The organism is Aeromonas sp. S13(2024) (genome assembly GCF_041402405.1).
GTDB lineage: Bacteria > Pseudomonadota > Gammaproteobacteria > Enterobacterales > Aeromonadaceae > Aeromonas > Aeromonas veronii.
On sequence record NZ_JBGLRA010000003.1, the window covers coordinates 239,795 to 254,907 of the forward strand.

Consider the following 15,113-nt stretch of genomic DNA (forward strand, 5'->3'; position numbering starts at 1 on the left):
CAGAAAAACGATTTCCTGCTATCAGGCTCCTGATAGGAACTGCGGCATGGATATGTGACCGGGGGCGCAAAACTCTGGTAGAATACGCCCCGTTTAAACGAACTGGTAACTTCGACTAATGACAGACAACAGCCAAATCAAGGTGATCGTCGGCATGTCCGGCGGCGTGGATTCTTCCGTCTCGGCCTACCTGCTCCAGCAGCAGGGCTATCAGGTCGAAGGCTTGTTCATGAAGAACTGGGAAGAAGACGACACGGACGAGTACTGCTCTGCCGCCCAGGATTTGGCTGATGCCAAGGCCGTCTGCGACAAGCTGGGGATGAAACTCCACACCATCAACTTCGCGGCCGAGTACTGGGACAATGTGTTCGAGCACTTCCTCGAAGAGTACAAGGCTGGCCGCACGCCAAACCCCGATATCCTTTGCAACAAGGAGATCAAGTTCAAGGCGTTCCTCGAATTTGCCGCCGAAGAGCTGGGTGCCACCTACATCGCCACCGGCCACTATGTGCGCCGTGACGACAGCACCGGCCGCCCTCGCCTGCTGCGCGGTCTCGATACCAACAAGGATCAGAGCTACTTCCTCTATACCCTGAGCGAGAAGCAAGTGGGTCAGAGCCTGTTCCCGGTTGGCGATCTGGAGAAGCCCGAGGTGCGCCGCATCGCCGAGCAGCTGGATCTCATCACCGCCAAGAAGAAAGACTCCACCGGCATCTGCTTTATCGGCGAGCGCAAGTTCAAGGACTTCCTGGCCAAGTTCCTGCCCGCCCAGCCCGGTAACATCGAGACCGTGGATGGCAAGGTGATCGGCGAGCATCAGGGTCTGATGTATCACACCCTGGGCCAACGCAAGGGGCTCGGCATCGGTGGTCGCAAAGATGCCACCGAAGAGGCCTGGTATGTGGTCGACAAAGAGGTCGAGCGCAACGTGCTGGTGGTGGCGCAGGGCGAGCATCCTCGCCTCTACTCCGACGGCCTGATTGCCAGCCAGCTGCACTGGGTGGATCGCACCCCCATTCGCGAGCCGCGTCGCTGCACCGTCAAGACCCGCTACCGCCAGCAGGATATCCCCTGCCTGATCCAGCCCATCGACGACGAGACCATACGGGTCATCTTCGACGAGAAACAGGCTGCGGTGACCCCGGGCCAGTCCGCCGTCTTCTACGACGGGGAAGTGTGTCTGGGCGGCGGCATCATCGAACAACGTTTCAGCCATCCGGTTTGAATCCTTAACAGAAGGCAGCAGACGTGAGCGATAAATTCCAAGATAGAACCATGGCCTTTGCCGGCATCTGCCAGGCCGCGTATCTGGTGCAGAAGGTGGCCCGAGACGGCAGCTGTGACGAGGCCGCCCTGCGCGAGAGCCTCTCCAGCATTCTGGTGACCAACCCGAGCCAGCCGCTCGAGGTGTTCAACAACACCCATCTAGCCATTCGCGACGGCTACCGTGCGCTGGTCGAACAGCTGGGTGCCGACGGCAGCCAGAAGAATGCCGAGTTGACCCGCTACGTGGTGAGCCTGATTGCGCTGGAGCGCAAGCTGGCCAAGCGCAAGGACATTCTCAATATGCTGGGTGAGCGGATCAGCCAGATCGGTCGCCAGCAACAGCATTTCGACCTGCTCGACGAGCAGATCCTGGCCAACATGGCGAGCATCTACAGCGATCTTATCAGCCCCATCGGGCCGCGCATTCAGGTGGCAGGCACCCCGCTGTTCCTGCAGCAGCCGCTGGTGCAGCACAAGGTGCGCGCCCTGCTGCTGGCAGGCATCCGCGCCGTGGTGCTGTGGCGCCAGCTCGGTGGCAGCCGCACCCAGATCATCTTCGCTCGCAAGAAGATGGTGGAACTGGCCAAGCGTTACTAATCATTGGCTTGCGCGCAGGGAGAGGGAGACAAGGTGAACAGCCGCACATCAGCCTTGATACACCCCGACCGGCGCGCAAGTGAATACGGATCCCCCACACCAATCATCAGGAGTTCACCCCATGGAGCTGTCCGCGCTGACTGCTGTTTCCCCGATTGACGGTCGTTATGGCGACAAGGCCGATGCCCTGCGCCCTATCTTCTCCGAATTCGGCCTGCTGCGTTTTCGCGTTGAAGTCGAGGTTCGCTGGTTGCAGAAACTGGCCAGCCACGCCGGGATCCCGGAAGTCCCTGCCCTGAGCGCGGCCGCCAACGCCCTGCTCGACGGCATCGTCAGCAACTTCAACGAGAGTGACGCCGCCCGTATCAAACAGATCGAGCGCACCACCAACCATGATGTGAAAGCGGTGGAGTACTTCCTCAAAGAGAAAGTCGAAGTGAACCCGGAGCTGGCGGCTGTCAGCGAGTTCATCCACTTCGCCTGCACCTCGGAAGACATCAACAACAACTCCCACGGTCTGATGCTGAAAACCGCCCGCGAAGAGGTCATCAAGCCTTATTGCGAGAAGCTGATCGGCGAGCTCAAGCGTCTGGCTCACGAGTACCGTGACATGCCGCTGCTCTCCCGCACCCACGGCCAGCCGGCGACCCCGAGCACCATGGGCAAGGAGATGGCCAACGTCGCCTACCGTCTGGAGCGCCAGTTCAAGCAGATCATGGCGGTGGAGATCCTCGGCAAGATCAACGGTGCGGTCGGCAACTACAACGCCCACCTCAGCGCCTACCCGGATGTGGACTGGCACCAGTTCTCCGAGGAGTTTGTTACCTCCTTGGGCCTGACCTGGAACCCCTACACCACCCAGATCGAGCCGCACGACTATATCGCCGAGCTGTTCGACGCCATGGCCCGCTTCAACACTATCCTGATCGACTTCGACCGCGATGTGTGGGGTTACATCTCCCTGGGCCACTTCAAGCAGCGCACCATCGCCGGTGAAATCGGCTCCTCCACCATGCCGCACAAGGTCAACCCCATCGACTTCGAGAACTCCGAAGGCAATCTGGGTCTGGCCAACGCCGTGTTCCAGCATCTGGCGAGCAAGCTGCCTATCTCCCGCTGGCAGCGTGATCTGACCGACTCTACCGTGCTGCGCAACCTGGGTGTGGCAGTGGGTTACTCCCTGATTGCCTATCAGGCGACCCTCAAGGGCATCTCCAAGCTGGAAGCCAACGACGCCGCCATGGCTGCCGATCTGGATGCCAACTGGGAAGTGCTGGCCGAGCCGATCCAGACCGTGATGCGCCGCTACGGTATCGAGAAGCCTTACGAGAAGCTCAAGGAGCTGACCCGTGGTCGCCGCGTCGATGCTGAAGGGATGCGCACCTTTATCGACACCCTGGAGTTGCCGGAAGCGGTCAAGGTCGAGCTGAAGAAGCTGACCCCGGCCAACTACATCGGTGACGCCCAGCGTCTGGTTGATCTGCTGAAGTAAGCCAACCGGCAGTGACGAAGGGGCCCTGTGCACGATACGCCACAGGGCCCCTGTTATTTTCCCTGCCACGGCAGGATCCCGAGTGGCTTTTCCCAAGCCCGCCTTGGGCAAAACCTCTTTGCGAGACACGAGAAACAGCATGTACGAACTCAATCTGGATATCGCTCACTTCCTTGAGCACTACTGGCAGAAGCGCCCGCTCCTTATCAAGGGTGGCTTCAAGGACTTTCAGGATCCCATCAGCCCGGACGAGCTGGCGGGTCTGGCCATGGAAGAGGTGGTAGAGTCCCGCCTCGTCACCCGTTTCGACGGCAGGTGGGATGCTGCCCACGGCCCCTTCGAATCCTACGACCATCTGGGCGAAGAGAACTGGACCATTCTGGTACAGGCTTGCAACCACTGGGCTCCCGAGGTGAACGAGCTGGCGGTGCCGTTCCAGTTCATTCCGGGCTGGCGCTTTGACGATGTAATGGTGAGCTTCTCCACCCCCCATGCGGGTGTCGGCCCCCACATCGACAATTACGATGTGTTTATCACCCAGGGTCTGGGCAAACGCCACTGGCGGGTTGGCGATGCCAAGCCGCTCAACGAGTTCGCCGCCCACGCCGCCCTGCTGCACTGCGAGCCGTTCGAGGCGATCATCGACGTCATCATGGAGCCGGGCGACATCCTCTACATTCCGCCAGGATTCCCCCACGAAGGCTACGCCATCGAGCCCTCCATGAACTTCTCGGTGGGTTTCCGCGCACCAGATGCCAAGGCGCTTATCTCCTCCTTTGCCGATCATCTGATCGACAACGAGGTGCGTACCGAGCGTTACGGCGATGCCGATCTCAAGCCCCGTACACGTCACGGCGAGATCCAGCCCCACGAGCTGCACCGTCTGCGCGAGCTGATGCAGCAGGCCCTCGATGACGAGACCCTGTTCAAGGAGTGGTTCGGCACCATGATCTCCGAGGCCAAGCACGATCTGGACGTCAATCCGGTCGAGCCGGACTACAGCGCCGAGGAGGTAGCCGACCTGCTGACCCAGGGCGAACCTGCCATCAAGGTGCCGGGTCTGCGCACCGTCTGGTTTAGCGGCCAGAGCCAGCAGTGTTTCATCGACGGCGAAGCCTGGACGCTGCAGAGCGAAGACGCGGCAGCCATTTCGCTCCTGTGCGACAAGGACATCATCACTCAGGCCGACATGGTGGAGCTGGCCGATCAGGCCGGTTTCCTGCAACTGCTGACCCGTCTGGTCAACCGCGGTTACTGGTTCTTCAACTGATCCGGCGGTAACTGAAGGATAAAAAGGCGTCTTATGGCGCCCTTTTTGTCACTCAGATGCGGTTCAATTAACAATCGATGCGCGAAACTGAACCCACTCTTGATGAACCGACAAGTGGTGATTTATTGAACTAAGATCGATGGGTATCATGCGTCCGTCCCTGTTCAAAAGAGAAGCGCCACCATGCAAATCACCTCCAGGCCCATGCCGCTGCCTGATTACGGCAAATACCCCTCCTCTCCCGCTGTCACACCCGAGCAGGTCAGTCAGGCCCGTAACGAAGCACTGACCAAGAAGGATGAATTGCAGGCACAGAGCGAGGAGAAAGCAACGGCTCGCAGAACCCTGGCGGTCTCTTATACGGCTAACCAGCAAGATAAAGCCGTGGTGGAGCGCTACCTGGAGGCCAGCGGTCAGGAGAGCGACAGCAAGTCGGGCCCGAGCACGGCTGATATGTATCAGGCTGCGACTCGCTACCAGCGCCAGCAGAATCTCAGCGACTACATGCAATTCCAGCAGAGCCCGCTCGCCCAGCAGATGGGTGACATGGTGGGCGAAGATAATCGCAAGGGCACCCAGCTCGACATCATTGCCTGAGCCAATTTGCTCGAATTAGCCCGGCAGGGATCAATACAAGATGAAAAAGCCCTCAATGAGGGCTTTTTCGTTATAGCTTGTCGCTGCGACGTCTCGCTATAAATGGGACTCTTCTGCCTGCGCATCCGGCAGCTCGTCGGGGAGTTCATCAAACAGGGGGTGATAGAGCACCTCACCCTGCACACCCGCAAAACCGCGCTCCTGCAGCTCCATCGCCATAAAGCAGTCGGCAGGCACCTCATAGATGCAGTGCAGGCCAAACTCGCTAGCCGGGCGGAAACCGAAACGGCTGTAATAGGCCGGATCCCCAAGTACAACCACCCCTTTCCAGTCCATTTCGAGCGCCGTATCAAGCCCTTCACGGATAAGATCCGAGCCAATCCCCTGGCCTTGCCAGTCGGGATGAACCGCGACCGGCGCCAGACCGAGCCAGGGCCCTTCCATGCCGTTAATGGTGATCGGGCTTAGCATCAGGTGCCCCATGAACTCGTACTCTTCCTCTTCGACCATGGTCACCACGGCAGCGCCACATTCGCGCAGGCGGTTGACCAGTTCGGCCTCATCGGAACGACCGAAGGCGGCACTCAGCAGCTCATAAACCGGCAGCATGTCACCGGGGCGCTCGGTTCTCAACATCAGGTATTACTCCTCGTACAGCAGAGCGGGCATTATTCCACACAACGGCTGGTCATTCTGAGTACCTTTGTCCAAAAATGGGAGGGTGCACTCAGGAAAACGAGCTGCAAACTGCTGCTGCAAGGCGGTTAGCGTAGCCGGGGTGACCCTGTTCATCGCCTCGTGGTAGGCCAGCCAGAGGGCGGGAGCCTCCCGCGCCAACCGCTCAAAGGTCAGTTCGGGCGTTTGATGCCAACAGCCATCCAGCTCGTCGACCAGCTCCGGCAGCTCCACCAGCAGCCGTAACTGCTGATAGCGTATCTGCGAAGAATCACCGTTGCCGCCCAGCGCCTGCGCCATCAATTGTTTGAACCAGTGGCGCCGTGATGCGCGCTCCTCGCGGCTGAGCAGCTCGGGCCCTTGACGCTGCAGCGCGGCCAGTTGCAGCAACCACGCCAGCCCCTGTTCATCCCTGTCTTTCAGCAAGACGCCGCCAAGATGGGACAACTGCTCCGGTTCGGCCTGCTCCAGCAGATCGACGGGATAACAGTGCAGCGCCAGCAACCTCTCAAGATGCGGTGAGCAACGCAGAAAACAGGGCTCCTCCCCCGCGCCCCTCTCATCCACAAAGAGCGAGATGGCCAGCTTGCCGTTGGCACTCTGCCGATCCAACGTTACAGGATCCCACAGGATCACCACAGCGATCCGCTCATCTGCCAGCCAGCAGGCAATCTCCTCGGCCAAGGGATTGGGTAAGGAGGGTGCGCGATCCAGTCGCCAGTAGCTCACCTCGCACGGCTGGCGACCACTGATATGGCGCCGCCCGCGATAGTACATCCCCAGTTTTGCCATCACCCGGCCGGAGGCTAAATTGTCTGGCATATGGCGAGCCGTCAGCGCAGGCAGTTGCAGTTGGGCAAAGGCGAACGCTTTGACCAAGCTTGCTGCCCGGGTCGCCAGACCGCGATTTTGCCAGGGCACGCCCACCCACCAGGCGAGCTCGCCATTCCAGTGCAGGGAGATCACCCCAAGCAACGCCGCACCTTGCTCCTCTGGCAAGGTGATGGCCCAGCTCCAGCCAAGGCCAAGCGCCGCCTTGCGCCAGCTGAGCGCCAGCCAGTCGCGGGCCCCCTCCGGCGGATAGGGGTGAGGAATATTGAGGGTGTAGCGCGCCAGCGCCTCGTCGCTGCAGTAGCGCACTATCTCGCGCTCATCGTCGGCCTGCAGTTGTCGCAATACGACACCTGATAGCGAATGCCCCTCAGCCAGGGTCGGCACCGTCACGCGGCGCGCCAGCAGGCGATTGAGCACGGCGCCCAAATCAGCCTCGGGGGTGAGCGGCAGATCGGCCCCCACAGAGCCAAGGGTGAGCAGTCCCTGCTCCTTGGCGAGGGTCAATAGGGAGGTAGAGGCACTGATCAGAACCTGGCGGCTGGGATCAACATGAAAATCCGCCAGCAGATCCCCATCGAGCCAGGCAGCCAGCAGAGCCCCCGGGCAGAGCACCCCGTCAGGAGGACTGCTCGCCCAGGGAGCATCGGTTTGATCGAGGGCGGCGGCCGCCTCTTTGCCGAGCAGCAGGTGCCAGCGATGACCTTGCTGCTGCCAGTGCAGCAACAGCGCAGCCCACTGCGGTTGCCACAGACTGGCCTCGATCAGCAGTTCCATCAGCTGGCCTGACAGGCCGCTGGCAGCGTCAGGTGACGGGGATGGGCTTCGATACGGGCGATCCAGCTACGGATAGCGGGCCACCCCTGCAGAGAGAAGATCCCCTCCTCTGCCACATGGGTGTAGGCATAAAGGGCGATATCGGCGATGGTCGGCGCATCACCGCACAGGTAGGGGCTCTGTTTCAGCTGCTGCTCCATTACCGCCAGCGCCTTCTCGCCACCGGCTTTCAGACCGTCGAGCCGCGCCTCCTGCGACTCGGGTCGGCCGAGATAGTGAACGATAAAGCGGGCCACCGCGATGTAGGGCTCATGGCTGTACTGCTCAAAGAACATCCATTTGAGCACCTCGGCCTGCAGGCGCGGATCGGTTGGCCACAAGGCACTGCCTTGCCCCAGATAGAAGAGGATGGCGTTGGATTCCGCCAGTGTATCGCCCTGGCCAATCTCCAGCACCGGGATCTTGCCGTTGGGGTTCATGGCCAGAAATGCGGGGATATGGGTATCCCCCGCCTGAATATCCACCTCAACCCACTCAAGGGGCAACTCCAGCCAGCGGGCCAGCAGCCACACCTTGTAACAGTTGCCGGAACGCAGATCACCATACAGACGCATGCACACTCCTTGTGAAAACAGATTTGAACAGCGCGATCAGGGAGCCAGGCGCTCAATGTGCCAGCCATCCCCTTCGCGGGTGTAGTAGAAGCGGTCGTGCAGCCGGTGCTCGCCCCCCTGCCAGAACTCCACCGTCTCGATCACAACTCTGAATCCGCCCCAGAAGCTCGGCAGCGGCACTTCGCCATTGGCAAACTTCTGCTTGAGCTCGAGGAACTTGGCCTCCAGCACGCCGCGGGCCGAGATGCGGGTCGACTGTTTGGAGACCCAGGCAGCGATCTGGCTGTCCTTGGGACGGCTGTGGAAATACTTCATCACCTCGAAAGTGCTCATCTTCTCCACCCGACCGGTCACGTGAACCTGCCTGTCCAGCGTGTGCCAGGGGAAGAGCAGGCTGATACGGGGATTGCCTTCCAGCTGCTGCGCCTTGCGGCTACCCATGTTGGTGTAAAAGACCATCCCCTGGACATCGTAGTGCTTGAGCAGCACAGTGCGCTGCCAGGGCTGACCATCGGCATCCACCGTCGCCACCACCATGGCGGTGGGATCGGTCAGTTTGGCCTCACAAGCCTGCGCCAACCACTTCTCGAACAGCGCCAGCGGCTCGGCCGGCAGATCGGCCCGATGCAGCCCGCCACGGGTATACTCACGGCGCAGATCAGCAACATCCATCATCTTGATTTTCCTTCTCTCTTTGCCGCCCATGCGGCCATGCGTGCTGGCATTGTGCGACGAGCACGCCATGGGTACAAGCCTTGTGACCAGCAAATGGCTGCTGCAAAAAAAGAGGGAGGCTCACGCCTCCCTCCTTGATATACCCTTCGCACGATCTTGGTACGCGCAGGCTTATTGCCTGCCAGCGACAGCAGGACAATGCGCCAGCATGCGCCGGTTGTAATCGGCCGCGTAGGCCGCCAGCTTGGCCTGGGCCTCTTCCTGTCCGGGCTTGATGACATCCCCCAGACCGTCGAGGTAGCGCACACCGCAGCGCGCCTTGGCCGAGGCCTGCTGCTCCGGCGCGATGCCGGGCACCACCTCGCCGCGCCCGGCCCGCACGATCAACCGGTAATCCTGCTTTGCCAGGCTGGCGCTGACCGCCTGCTCCAGAGTATCGGCATCGGCCTGACAGCCGCCAAGCAGGGACACCAGCATCAGCCAGCCAACCCTCATCCGCGCCTCCGTTGCCAACCCAGCAGGGCCAGCGCCAGAGTCCAGAGACCGAGGGCACCACCGCCGCCGCTACCGCCCGAGCTGCCGCCGCTTTGGACAACCGGCAGCTTGGAGGGACTGATCGCGAAGAAGATGTTGTCGCTGCAGGCCACCTTCAGGCGGGCAGAGCTGGCCAGATCCGCCGGCAGGGTGACAGTGGCGGCGCCGCTGTTGGGCTGGCTGACCGCCAGACTGCTCCAGCTGGTTCCCTCGTTTTGGGTGATGAACAGGTCTACCTTGCTGCAGCTGATCGGCGCCAGTGTGGTGCCGGCCACATCCCAGCTGACAGCCAGGCTTGCCCCCGGCGTCAATGCCACCCCAATCGGGGCGGTCAACCGGAAGGCACTGCCAGTGTTGATCACCTGGACCTTCATATCGTCGCTGGCGACACCGCCCTTGCCGTCACGCACCGTCAATCGGAAATTGAGATCCCGGTTAGTGGTGGGCCATGCCTCGCCCTTGGCGAGCGAGCCTGAGAGCAGGGATGGCAAGCTCGGCAAAATCCGCTCCGGCGAGCCGGTCGGCGACACGAAGCGGAACAACGGACGGGAGCCGTCATCGATCATGTCAAGAGCACTGCTGGACGGGTCACCCAGATCAATCTGCTCCCAAGTGTAGGTAAGGGGATCCTTGTCCAAATCGGCGCCGGCCCCCTTGAGCACGAACGGCGTGTTGGCGGGAATGATATAGCTGGCTCCGGCCACCGCCTGGGGCGTGTTGTTGACGAGATTCAGGGTGGTGCCACAGGCCGGCACGGTCGCCATGTGCGCCCGCATCTGCTCGATAGATTTGCTGTGAAAATAGGGATCGCTGTGGGGCTGGATGTTCTCATCCCCGCAGATCCCGGCATAGGCCATGATGGAAGTACCGCTGCCCGGCTCCCAGGCTTGTGCCGCCTCCCGGTTGCCACCGCCGCAACTGCCAGTGGTACCGTTGAAGGTGTGGTCGGCACCAAACTGGTGGCCGATCTCGTGAGCCACGTAGTCGATAAAGAAGGCATCCCCCACCGGCTTATCGGAGCCCGTCATCCCGGCCGACTTGTCCGCGGTGCACAGCACGCCGAGCCCGGCCAGGCCACCTCCCCCGGTATTGACCACATGCCCGATATCGAATGCGCCCAGCTCACCATTGGCGAAGGCTTCTCCCTGTACCAGGACGTTCTTGCTGGTGTCATCAGCCTCATAGATGCTGCTCACGCCGCTCACGTAGTCAGGGTTATCGCCGTTGTAGAAAGGGTCTGTTACCGGATCGGTAAAAATCACAGAATCGTTGCCGCTGGCCAGCACGAACTCGGCCCCCACATCTCGCTGGTACACCTCGTTGACCCGGTTGAGCAGGGTAGTAATGGCCGCCAGGGCCAGCACTTGGGAGCCGCCATGATATTGGGTGTACTCACCTGCGGCCGAGATAGCGATGGTGTAACGTTTGCGAACATTACCATCCACTTGCACCTTGCGAGCCAACGTTTTGGCGTCAGCCCCGATCACCTTGTCGGCGTCTTCTTCCAGTCGGCTGTAGGCATCCTGCTGGTAGTAAACTGCATACCCCTCGGCATTGCGCAGCGGATCGACAAACACCATCTTGCCCTGATGGCTGAACATGGCGTGGAAACCTTGCGGCCCCAGATCGAAGCGTCCGGTATTGACTGGATGAGCCGGGTTGTACCCCTTGAAGGTGCGGATCTGAGGATACTTGGCTGCAAGGTCTGCGGGCAGTACATTGTAAGCTTCCAGTGCAAAGGTAACCTCCCCCCCATCAGGCAGTGGCAAGGTCAGCTTGCTGGCCCCCGCTTGCAACCCGGTAAAATAGTCGAGCGGCACCTTGGCGACCCGGAACTGATGAGCCCGTACCTCATAACCCTCGTCTGCTGTTGCTCTGGCGGCAACCGTGCTCCATTCGCTGGCCATCAGGCTGGTTGAGCCCAGCATGCTGGAAACCAGCAAGGCCACCCTAGAGTATTTCGTCACATGCATTGTTTTTAGTCCTTGTATTAATGCAATCGCCTGAATTGCGGCCTGTACTTTATTTTTATTCGGCCACATCAATACAAAGCTGAAGCAACCCTTTCCACCATTCCCGAGTGGGAGTGTTGCGCCAACCTCGCCCCCCTATCATTGCGCATTTTGGTCAATTTTAGAATACATCTCTTGACAAGAAAGCTATCTCTACCTTTTTAGTTAAAATAGACAAATAAGTATTTTTATTGCTAAATCACATAACTGTTCATAGAACAAATAAACTTAGATACATAAACCACATGGCTCTATTTCGAATTAATCACCATCTTTTATTAACTTTAAATAAACACCTGCATGTGAATACCATAATGAGGTTATAAAAACACTATCCAAACTGAATATAAAATGACTGCGATCCACAGAAATTGGTACAAATACTCTGTCGAGGTGAATGTTGTCTCCACCTTGAATACTGAAGTAAATCGCACAAAAATATAAACCACGAGCAGTAAAAACCATTAATATAAATTAAGGGATATAATGTGGGCAAAGTGATTTTACAGGGATTTATTATTGTGCCTCTCTCCGAGCTTACAATAGTCAAGAGTGGGCTTGATGCCCATATCTGTTTAACTCGTGCGGAAACCGGCTGCCTGATCTTTAAGGTGACTCAAGATCCTCTCAATCCCTGTCGATTCGATGTATACGAAGAGTTTGTTGATGAGGCGGCTTTTCAAGCGCACCAAGCCAGAGTCAAATCCTCCCGCTGGGGGAAAATAACCGTCAATGTCGAGCGACACTATACGGTAACAGGGATTGCATAAATCACAGCCTTGTCATTTTGGCCAAGGTGGTGAACCGGGAGTGGCGCAGAACTCTCCCCCCTCTCGCTACCGCGAATCCCCGATTACGCTGCGCTTATCGAGCCTGCGTTACTTCCACTCTTTGTTATTAAGGCCACTATGATCCGCCCATTATTAACAACCGATCTGGATGCCGCCGTCGAGCTCTGGTATCAGGGCTCTGTTGCCGCCCTGTTTATCTCCCCAACTCACCAATCACACGGGTTGGGTCGCCAACTGCTCGAACACCTCAAAGCCCAATATGACCGGCTCGAGTTGACGGTTTACGCCGAAAATGAGCAGGCGCGGCGCTTCTATTGCCGCAACGGTTTCAAAGAGGGTGAGCAGCAGTTGTGCGAGCATAGCGGCCGCCCCGAGCTGGTGATGCATTGGCAACGAGGATAAACGGGCCGCCCATAGCGATGGAGAGCACGCTTTGCCTGTTTTGTGGCCGCCTTGAATGCCATGACGGCATTCTCTACAATGACCCACTTTTTATTCATTTCGGGTTATATCGATGAGCGATACCAGCACCAAACCGGCTCTGCCGGATCACCTCTCCTGCAATCCCCGCAGCCCTCACTATGTGGCCGCCTGCTTCGAGCACCCGATCGGTATTCGCCTGAACGGCAAAGAGCGCACCGATGTCGAGGAGTACTGCATCAGCGAAGGTTGGGTGAAGATCCCCTCCCCCAAGGCGCTGGATCGCCGTGGTCAGCCCATCCTGATCAAGCTCAAAGGCACCGTTGAAGCCTTCTACAGCTAATCAGTGCGCTGCTGCTTGATAAACAACAAGGCCACCTTCGCGGTGGCCTTGTTGTTTCCGGTATTGGTGCTGGCGTCAGCGTTATCTAAGCGGCAACCACCAGCCCACATTTCTCGCTGGGCAGCTCTTATACCCCCAAGCGGTCGCGCAGGGTGTACCAGGCGGCGCCCGCGGCGGTGAAGGGGATGCGGAACAACCGACCACCCGGGAAGGGGTAGTGCGGCAGTTTGGCAAAGGCATCGAAGCGCTCCGCCTGACCGCTCAGCACCTCGGAGAGCAGCTTGCCAGCCAGATGGGTACAGGTGACGCCGTGGCCGCTGTAGCCCTGCATGTAGTAAATGTTGGGGCCGATGCGACCAAACTGCGGCAGCCGTGACAGGGTGAGCAGGAAGTTGCCGGTCCAGGTGTACTCCACCTTGACGTCGGCCAGCTGCGGGAAAGTCTTAAGCATCTTGGGGATGATCAGCCGCTCGATATCCGCCGGATCCCGCGCCCCATAGACCACGCCGCCGCCATAGAGCAGCCGGTGATCGCCAGAGGTACGGTAGTAGTCGAGCAGGTAGTTGCAATCCTCCAGACAGTAGTTCTGCGGCAGCAGTGAACGGGCCCGCTCCTCTCCCAGCACCTCGGTGGCGATCACCTGGGTACCGCAGGGCATGCTCTTGCTGGCCAGTTCCGGCACCAGATTGCCGAGGTAGGCATTGCCCGCCACCACCACAAAGCGCGCCTTCACCGCCCCCTTGGCGGTCTTGACTAGTGCTGGTTGACCCGGGGTGATGCTGGTGACGGCTGATTGTTCGAAGATCTGCCCCCCCTGGATGCGGATGGCTTCCGCCTCCCCCAACGCCAGATTGAGGGGGTGGATATGGCCGCCGCTCTTGTCGAGCAGGGCGCCGACATAGCGATCGCTCGCGACCACCTCGCGCACGCCTTTGGCATCGAGCAGCTCCAGCTGGTCGTTGCCCCACTTCTGCCAGCGGGCGTATTGGGATTTGAGCTCGTGGAACTGCTTCTCGGTCTCGGCGGCAAAGACGCCCCCCTCCTGCAGATCGCACTGGATGTTGTAGCGCTTGATCCGCTCACGGATGATCTGGCCCCCCTCAAACAGCATGGAACCGAGCAGCCTGGCCTGATCCGGCGGGCAGTTCGCTTCTATGGTGTCAATGTCGCGGCTGTAGGAGTTGACGATCTGGCCGCCGTTGCGGCCGCTGGCGCCAAAGCCGACTCGTGCGGCCTCCAGCACCACCACCTTGTAGCCCTTTTCTACCAGATGCAGGGCGCTGGAGAGGCCGGTATAGCCCGCCCCGATGACGCAGACATCGCACTCCAGCTGTTCGGTCAGTGTCGGATAGGGCGCGTGTTTATTGGCGCTGGCTGCGTAGTAACTGTTTACATGTTCGGTCATGATCCCTGTTTCCTTACCGGTTCGGTTGCCAAACTACTGTCAGGATTAAAAGCTCGCCGGGGTGTGGGCGCTGACGATGCGACAGGTCTCCCCCGACGGATTGCTGAAGCTGTGGGGCTCGCCGGTGTCGATCACATAGCTGTCGCCCGCCTCCAGCTGATAACTCTGGCCCGCCACCGTCAGGATCACCGACCCCTCCAGCACGGTGCCGACCTCTTCCCCCTGATGGGTCACCTGACCTCCGGTGTCGGTGCCGGGGGGATAGGTCTCCAGCATAAAGCCGAGCTGGCGGCGGTTGTTGCCGTTGTGCACCAGCTTGAGGGAGACCCCCTGACTGCCCAGCTCGATCAGCTGATCAACCTTGATCACCACCTCCGGAGTACGGCTCTCCTCCTCGGCGAAGAAGCGCGACAGCGGCAGGCCGTAGATGGTGAGCAGCTTTTGCAGGGAGGCGACCGAGGGGCTCACCTTGTCCTGCTCGATCATGCAGATGGCACCGTGGGTCAGTCCGCTCAACTCGGCCGCTCGCCGCTGGGAGAGCCCCAGCTGATGGCGTACCGCCGCCAGCCGTTCCCCCATGGTGCGCGCCCCAGCGTGAGCAGCACTCAACGGTCGAGCCACGCCCTCCCGGCTCTGTGGCCCGCTCACCGCAAGCCGCCTCTTGCTGCGCTATCTCTGCATCCTTGCATCATCAGCCTCTCCTGCTTGCGCGTGATCGCATCGGATCAGGCGCTGCCTGTTTACCCTGCTGGTTAAAATAGCCGACCAGCTTTCCCTTGCCGTTCACTATGTTACACAGCGAAACCGTTCATTA

At 59.8% G+C, this 15,113-nt stretch carries 16 protein-coding genes; 8 read left to right on the forward strand and 8 right to left on the reverse strand.

Annotation, left to right across the window (positions count from 1 at the left end; genetic code table 11):
• The first annotated feature begins 118 nt into the window (after positions 1–118).
• From mnmA to ACB042_RS06825, 5 genes are all read left to right on the forward strand, one after another.
• Positions 119–1,225 (forward strand): tRNA 2-thiouridine(34) synthase MnmA, encoded by a 1,107-nt coding sequence (mnmA, locus tag ACB042_RS06805; RefSeq protein WP_043850388.1) that lies wholly within the window; start codon positions 119–121, stop codon positions 1,223–1,225.
• Positions 1,226–1,248: 23 nt separating this feature from the next.
• Positions 1,249–1,863: a high frequency lysogenization protein HflD gene (gene hflD / locus ACB042_RS06810; protein ID WP_069528207.1), complete on the forward strand. Its 615-nt coding sequence runs from the start codon at positions 1,249–1,251 to the stop codon at positions 1,861–1,863.
• A 121-nt stretch (positions 1,864–1,984) separates the two neighbouring features.
• Positions 1,985–3,355, forward strand: coding sequence for an adenylosuccinate lyase (purB, locus tag ACB042_RS06815; RefSeq protein ID WP_064340945.1), 1,371 nt, complete (start codon positions 1,985–1,987; stop codon positions 3,353–3,355).
• Between the two features lie 139 nt (positions 3,356–3,494).
• Complete coding sequence (locus ACB042_RS06820) at positions 3,495–4,625, forward strand: JmjC domain-containing protein (protein WP_371178110.1); 1,131 nt, start codon at positions 3,495–3,497, stop codon at positions 4,623–4,625.
• Positions 4,626–4,808: 183 nt separating this feature from the next.
• A complete protein-coding gene (locus ACB042_RS06825; protein WP_151285804.1) occupies positions 4,809–5,222 on the forward strand; it encodes a hypothetical protein in 414 nt (137 codons plus the stop codon).
• Positions 5,223–5,318: 96 nt separating this feature from the next.
• Here ACB042_RS06825 and ACB042_RS06830 read toward each other — a convergent pair whose 3' ends face one another.
• The 6 genes from ACB042_RS06830 to ACB042_RS06855 form a co-directional block, all read right to left on the reverse strand.
• On the reverse strand, positions 5,319–5,858 hold the full coding sequence (locus tag ACB042_RS06830; protein ID WP_005353625.1) for a GNAT family N-acetyltransferase: 540 nt from the start codon (positions 5,856–5,858) through the stop codon (positions 5,319–5,321).
• A gap of 6 nt (positions 5,859–5,864) precedes the next feature.
• Positions 5,865–7,505 carry a GNAT family N-acetyltransferase gene (locus ACB042_RS06835; protein WP_371178111.1) on the reverse strand — a complete coding sequence of 547 codons (1,641 nt, stop codon included), beginning with the start codon at positions 7,503–7,505 and terminating at the stop codon, positions 5,865–5,867.
• Positions 7,505–8,119, reverse strand: a complete 615-nt coding sequence (locus ACB042_RS06840) for a glutathione S-transferase family protein (RefSeq protein WP_371178112.1) — start codon at positions 8,117–8,119, stop codon at positions 7,505–7,507. The genes ACB042_RS06835 and ACB042_RS06840 overlap by 1 nt, the downstream gene beginning before the upstream one ends.
• 36 nt (positions 8,120–8,155) lie before the next feature.
• Positions 8,156–8,794 (reverse strand): pyridoxamine 5'-phosphate oxidase, encoded by a 639-nt coding sequence (gene pdxH / locus ACB042_RS06845; protein WP_144716109.1) that lies wholly within the window; start codon positions 8,792–8,794, stop codon positions 8,156–8,158.
• A 171-nt stretch (positions 8,795–8,965) separates the two neighbouring features.
• Entirely contained in the window at positions 8,966–9,289 is a 324-nt protein-coding gene (locus tag ACB042_RS06850) for a hypothetical protein (RefSeq protein WP_144716110.1), read from the reverse strand.
• Positions 9,286–11,301: a reprolysin-like metallopeptidase gene (locus tag ACB042_RS06855; protein WP_323930260.1), complete on the reverse strand. Its 2,016-nt coding sequence runs from the start codon at positions 11,299–11,301 to the stop codon at positions 9,286–9,288. The genes ACB042_RS06850 and ACB042_RS06855 overlap by 4 nt, the downstream gene beginning before the upstream one ends.
• A gap of 527 nt (positions 11,302–11,828) precedes the next feature.
• Here ACB042_RS06855 and ACB042_RS06860 point away from each other — a divergent pair.
• The 3 genes from ACB042_RS06860 to ACB042_RS06870 all read left to right on the forward strand — a co-directional run bounded on the left by ACB042_RS06860 (position 11,829) and on the right by ACB042_RS06870 (position 12,894).
• On the forward strand, positions 11,829–12,110 hold the full coding sequence (locus tag ACB042_RS06860) for a putative quinol monooxygenase (protein WP_144716112.1): 282 nt from the start codon (positions 11,829–11,831) through the stop codon (positions 12,108–12,110).
• Between the two features lie 138 nt (positions 12,111–12,248).
• Positions 12,249–12,533 carry a GNAT family N-acetyltransferase gene (locus ACB042_RS06865; protein ID WP_371178113.1) on the forward strand — a complete coding sequence of 95 codons (285 nt, stop codon included), beginning with the start codon at positions 12,249–12,251 and terminating at the stop codon, positions 12,531–12,533.
• 112 nt (positions 12,534–12,645) lie between these two features.
• Positions 12,646–12,894, forward strand: coding sequence for a DUF3297 family protein (locus ACB042_RS06870; protein ID WP_005338226.1), 249 nt, complete (start codon positions 12,646–12,648; stop codon positions 12,892–12,894).
• A 127-nt stretch (positions 12,895–13,021) separates the two neighbouring features.
• On the opposite strand, the gene ACB042_RS06875 is transcribed toward ACB042_RS06870, so the two are convergent.
• Together ACB042_RS06875 and puuR are read right to left on the reverse strand one after the other, a co-directional pair.
• The gene (locus ACB042_RS06875) at positions 13,022–14,299 is read right to left on the reverse strand and encodes an FAD-binding oxidoreductase (protein WP_040096050.1); all 1,278 of its coding nucleotides are present in this window, start codon (positions 14,297–14,299) and stop codon (positions 13,022–13,024) included.
• Between the two features lie 45 nt (positions 14,300–14,344).
• Complete coding sequence (gene puuR, locus ACB042_RS06880; RefSeq protein ID WP_371178114.1) at positions 14,345–14,947, reverse strand: HTH-type transcriptional regulator PuuR; 603 nt, start codon at positions 14,945–14,947, stop codon at positions 14,345–14,347.
• Between the last annotated feature and the right edge of the window lie 166 nt (positions 14,948–15,113).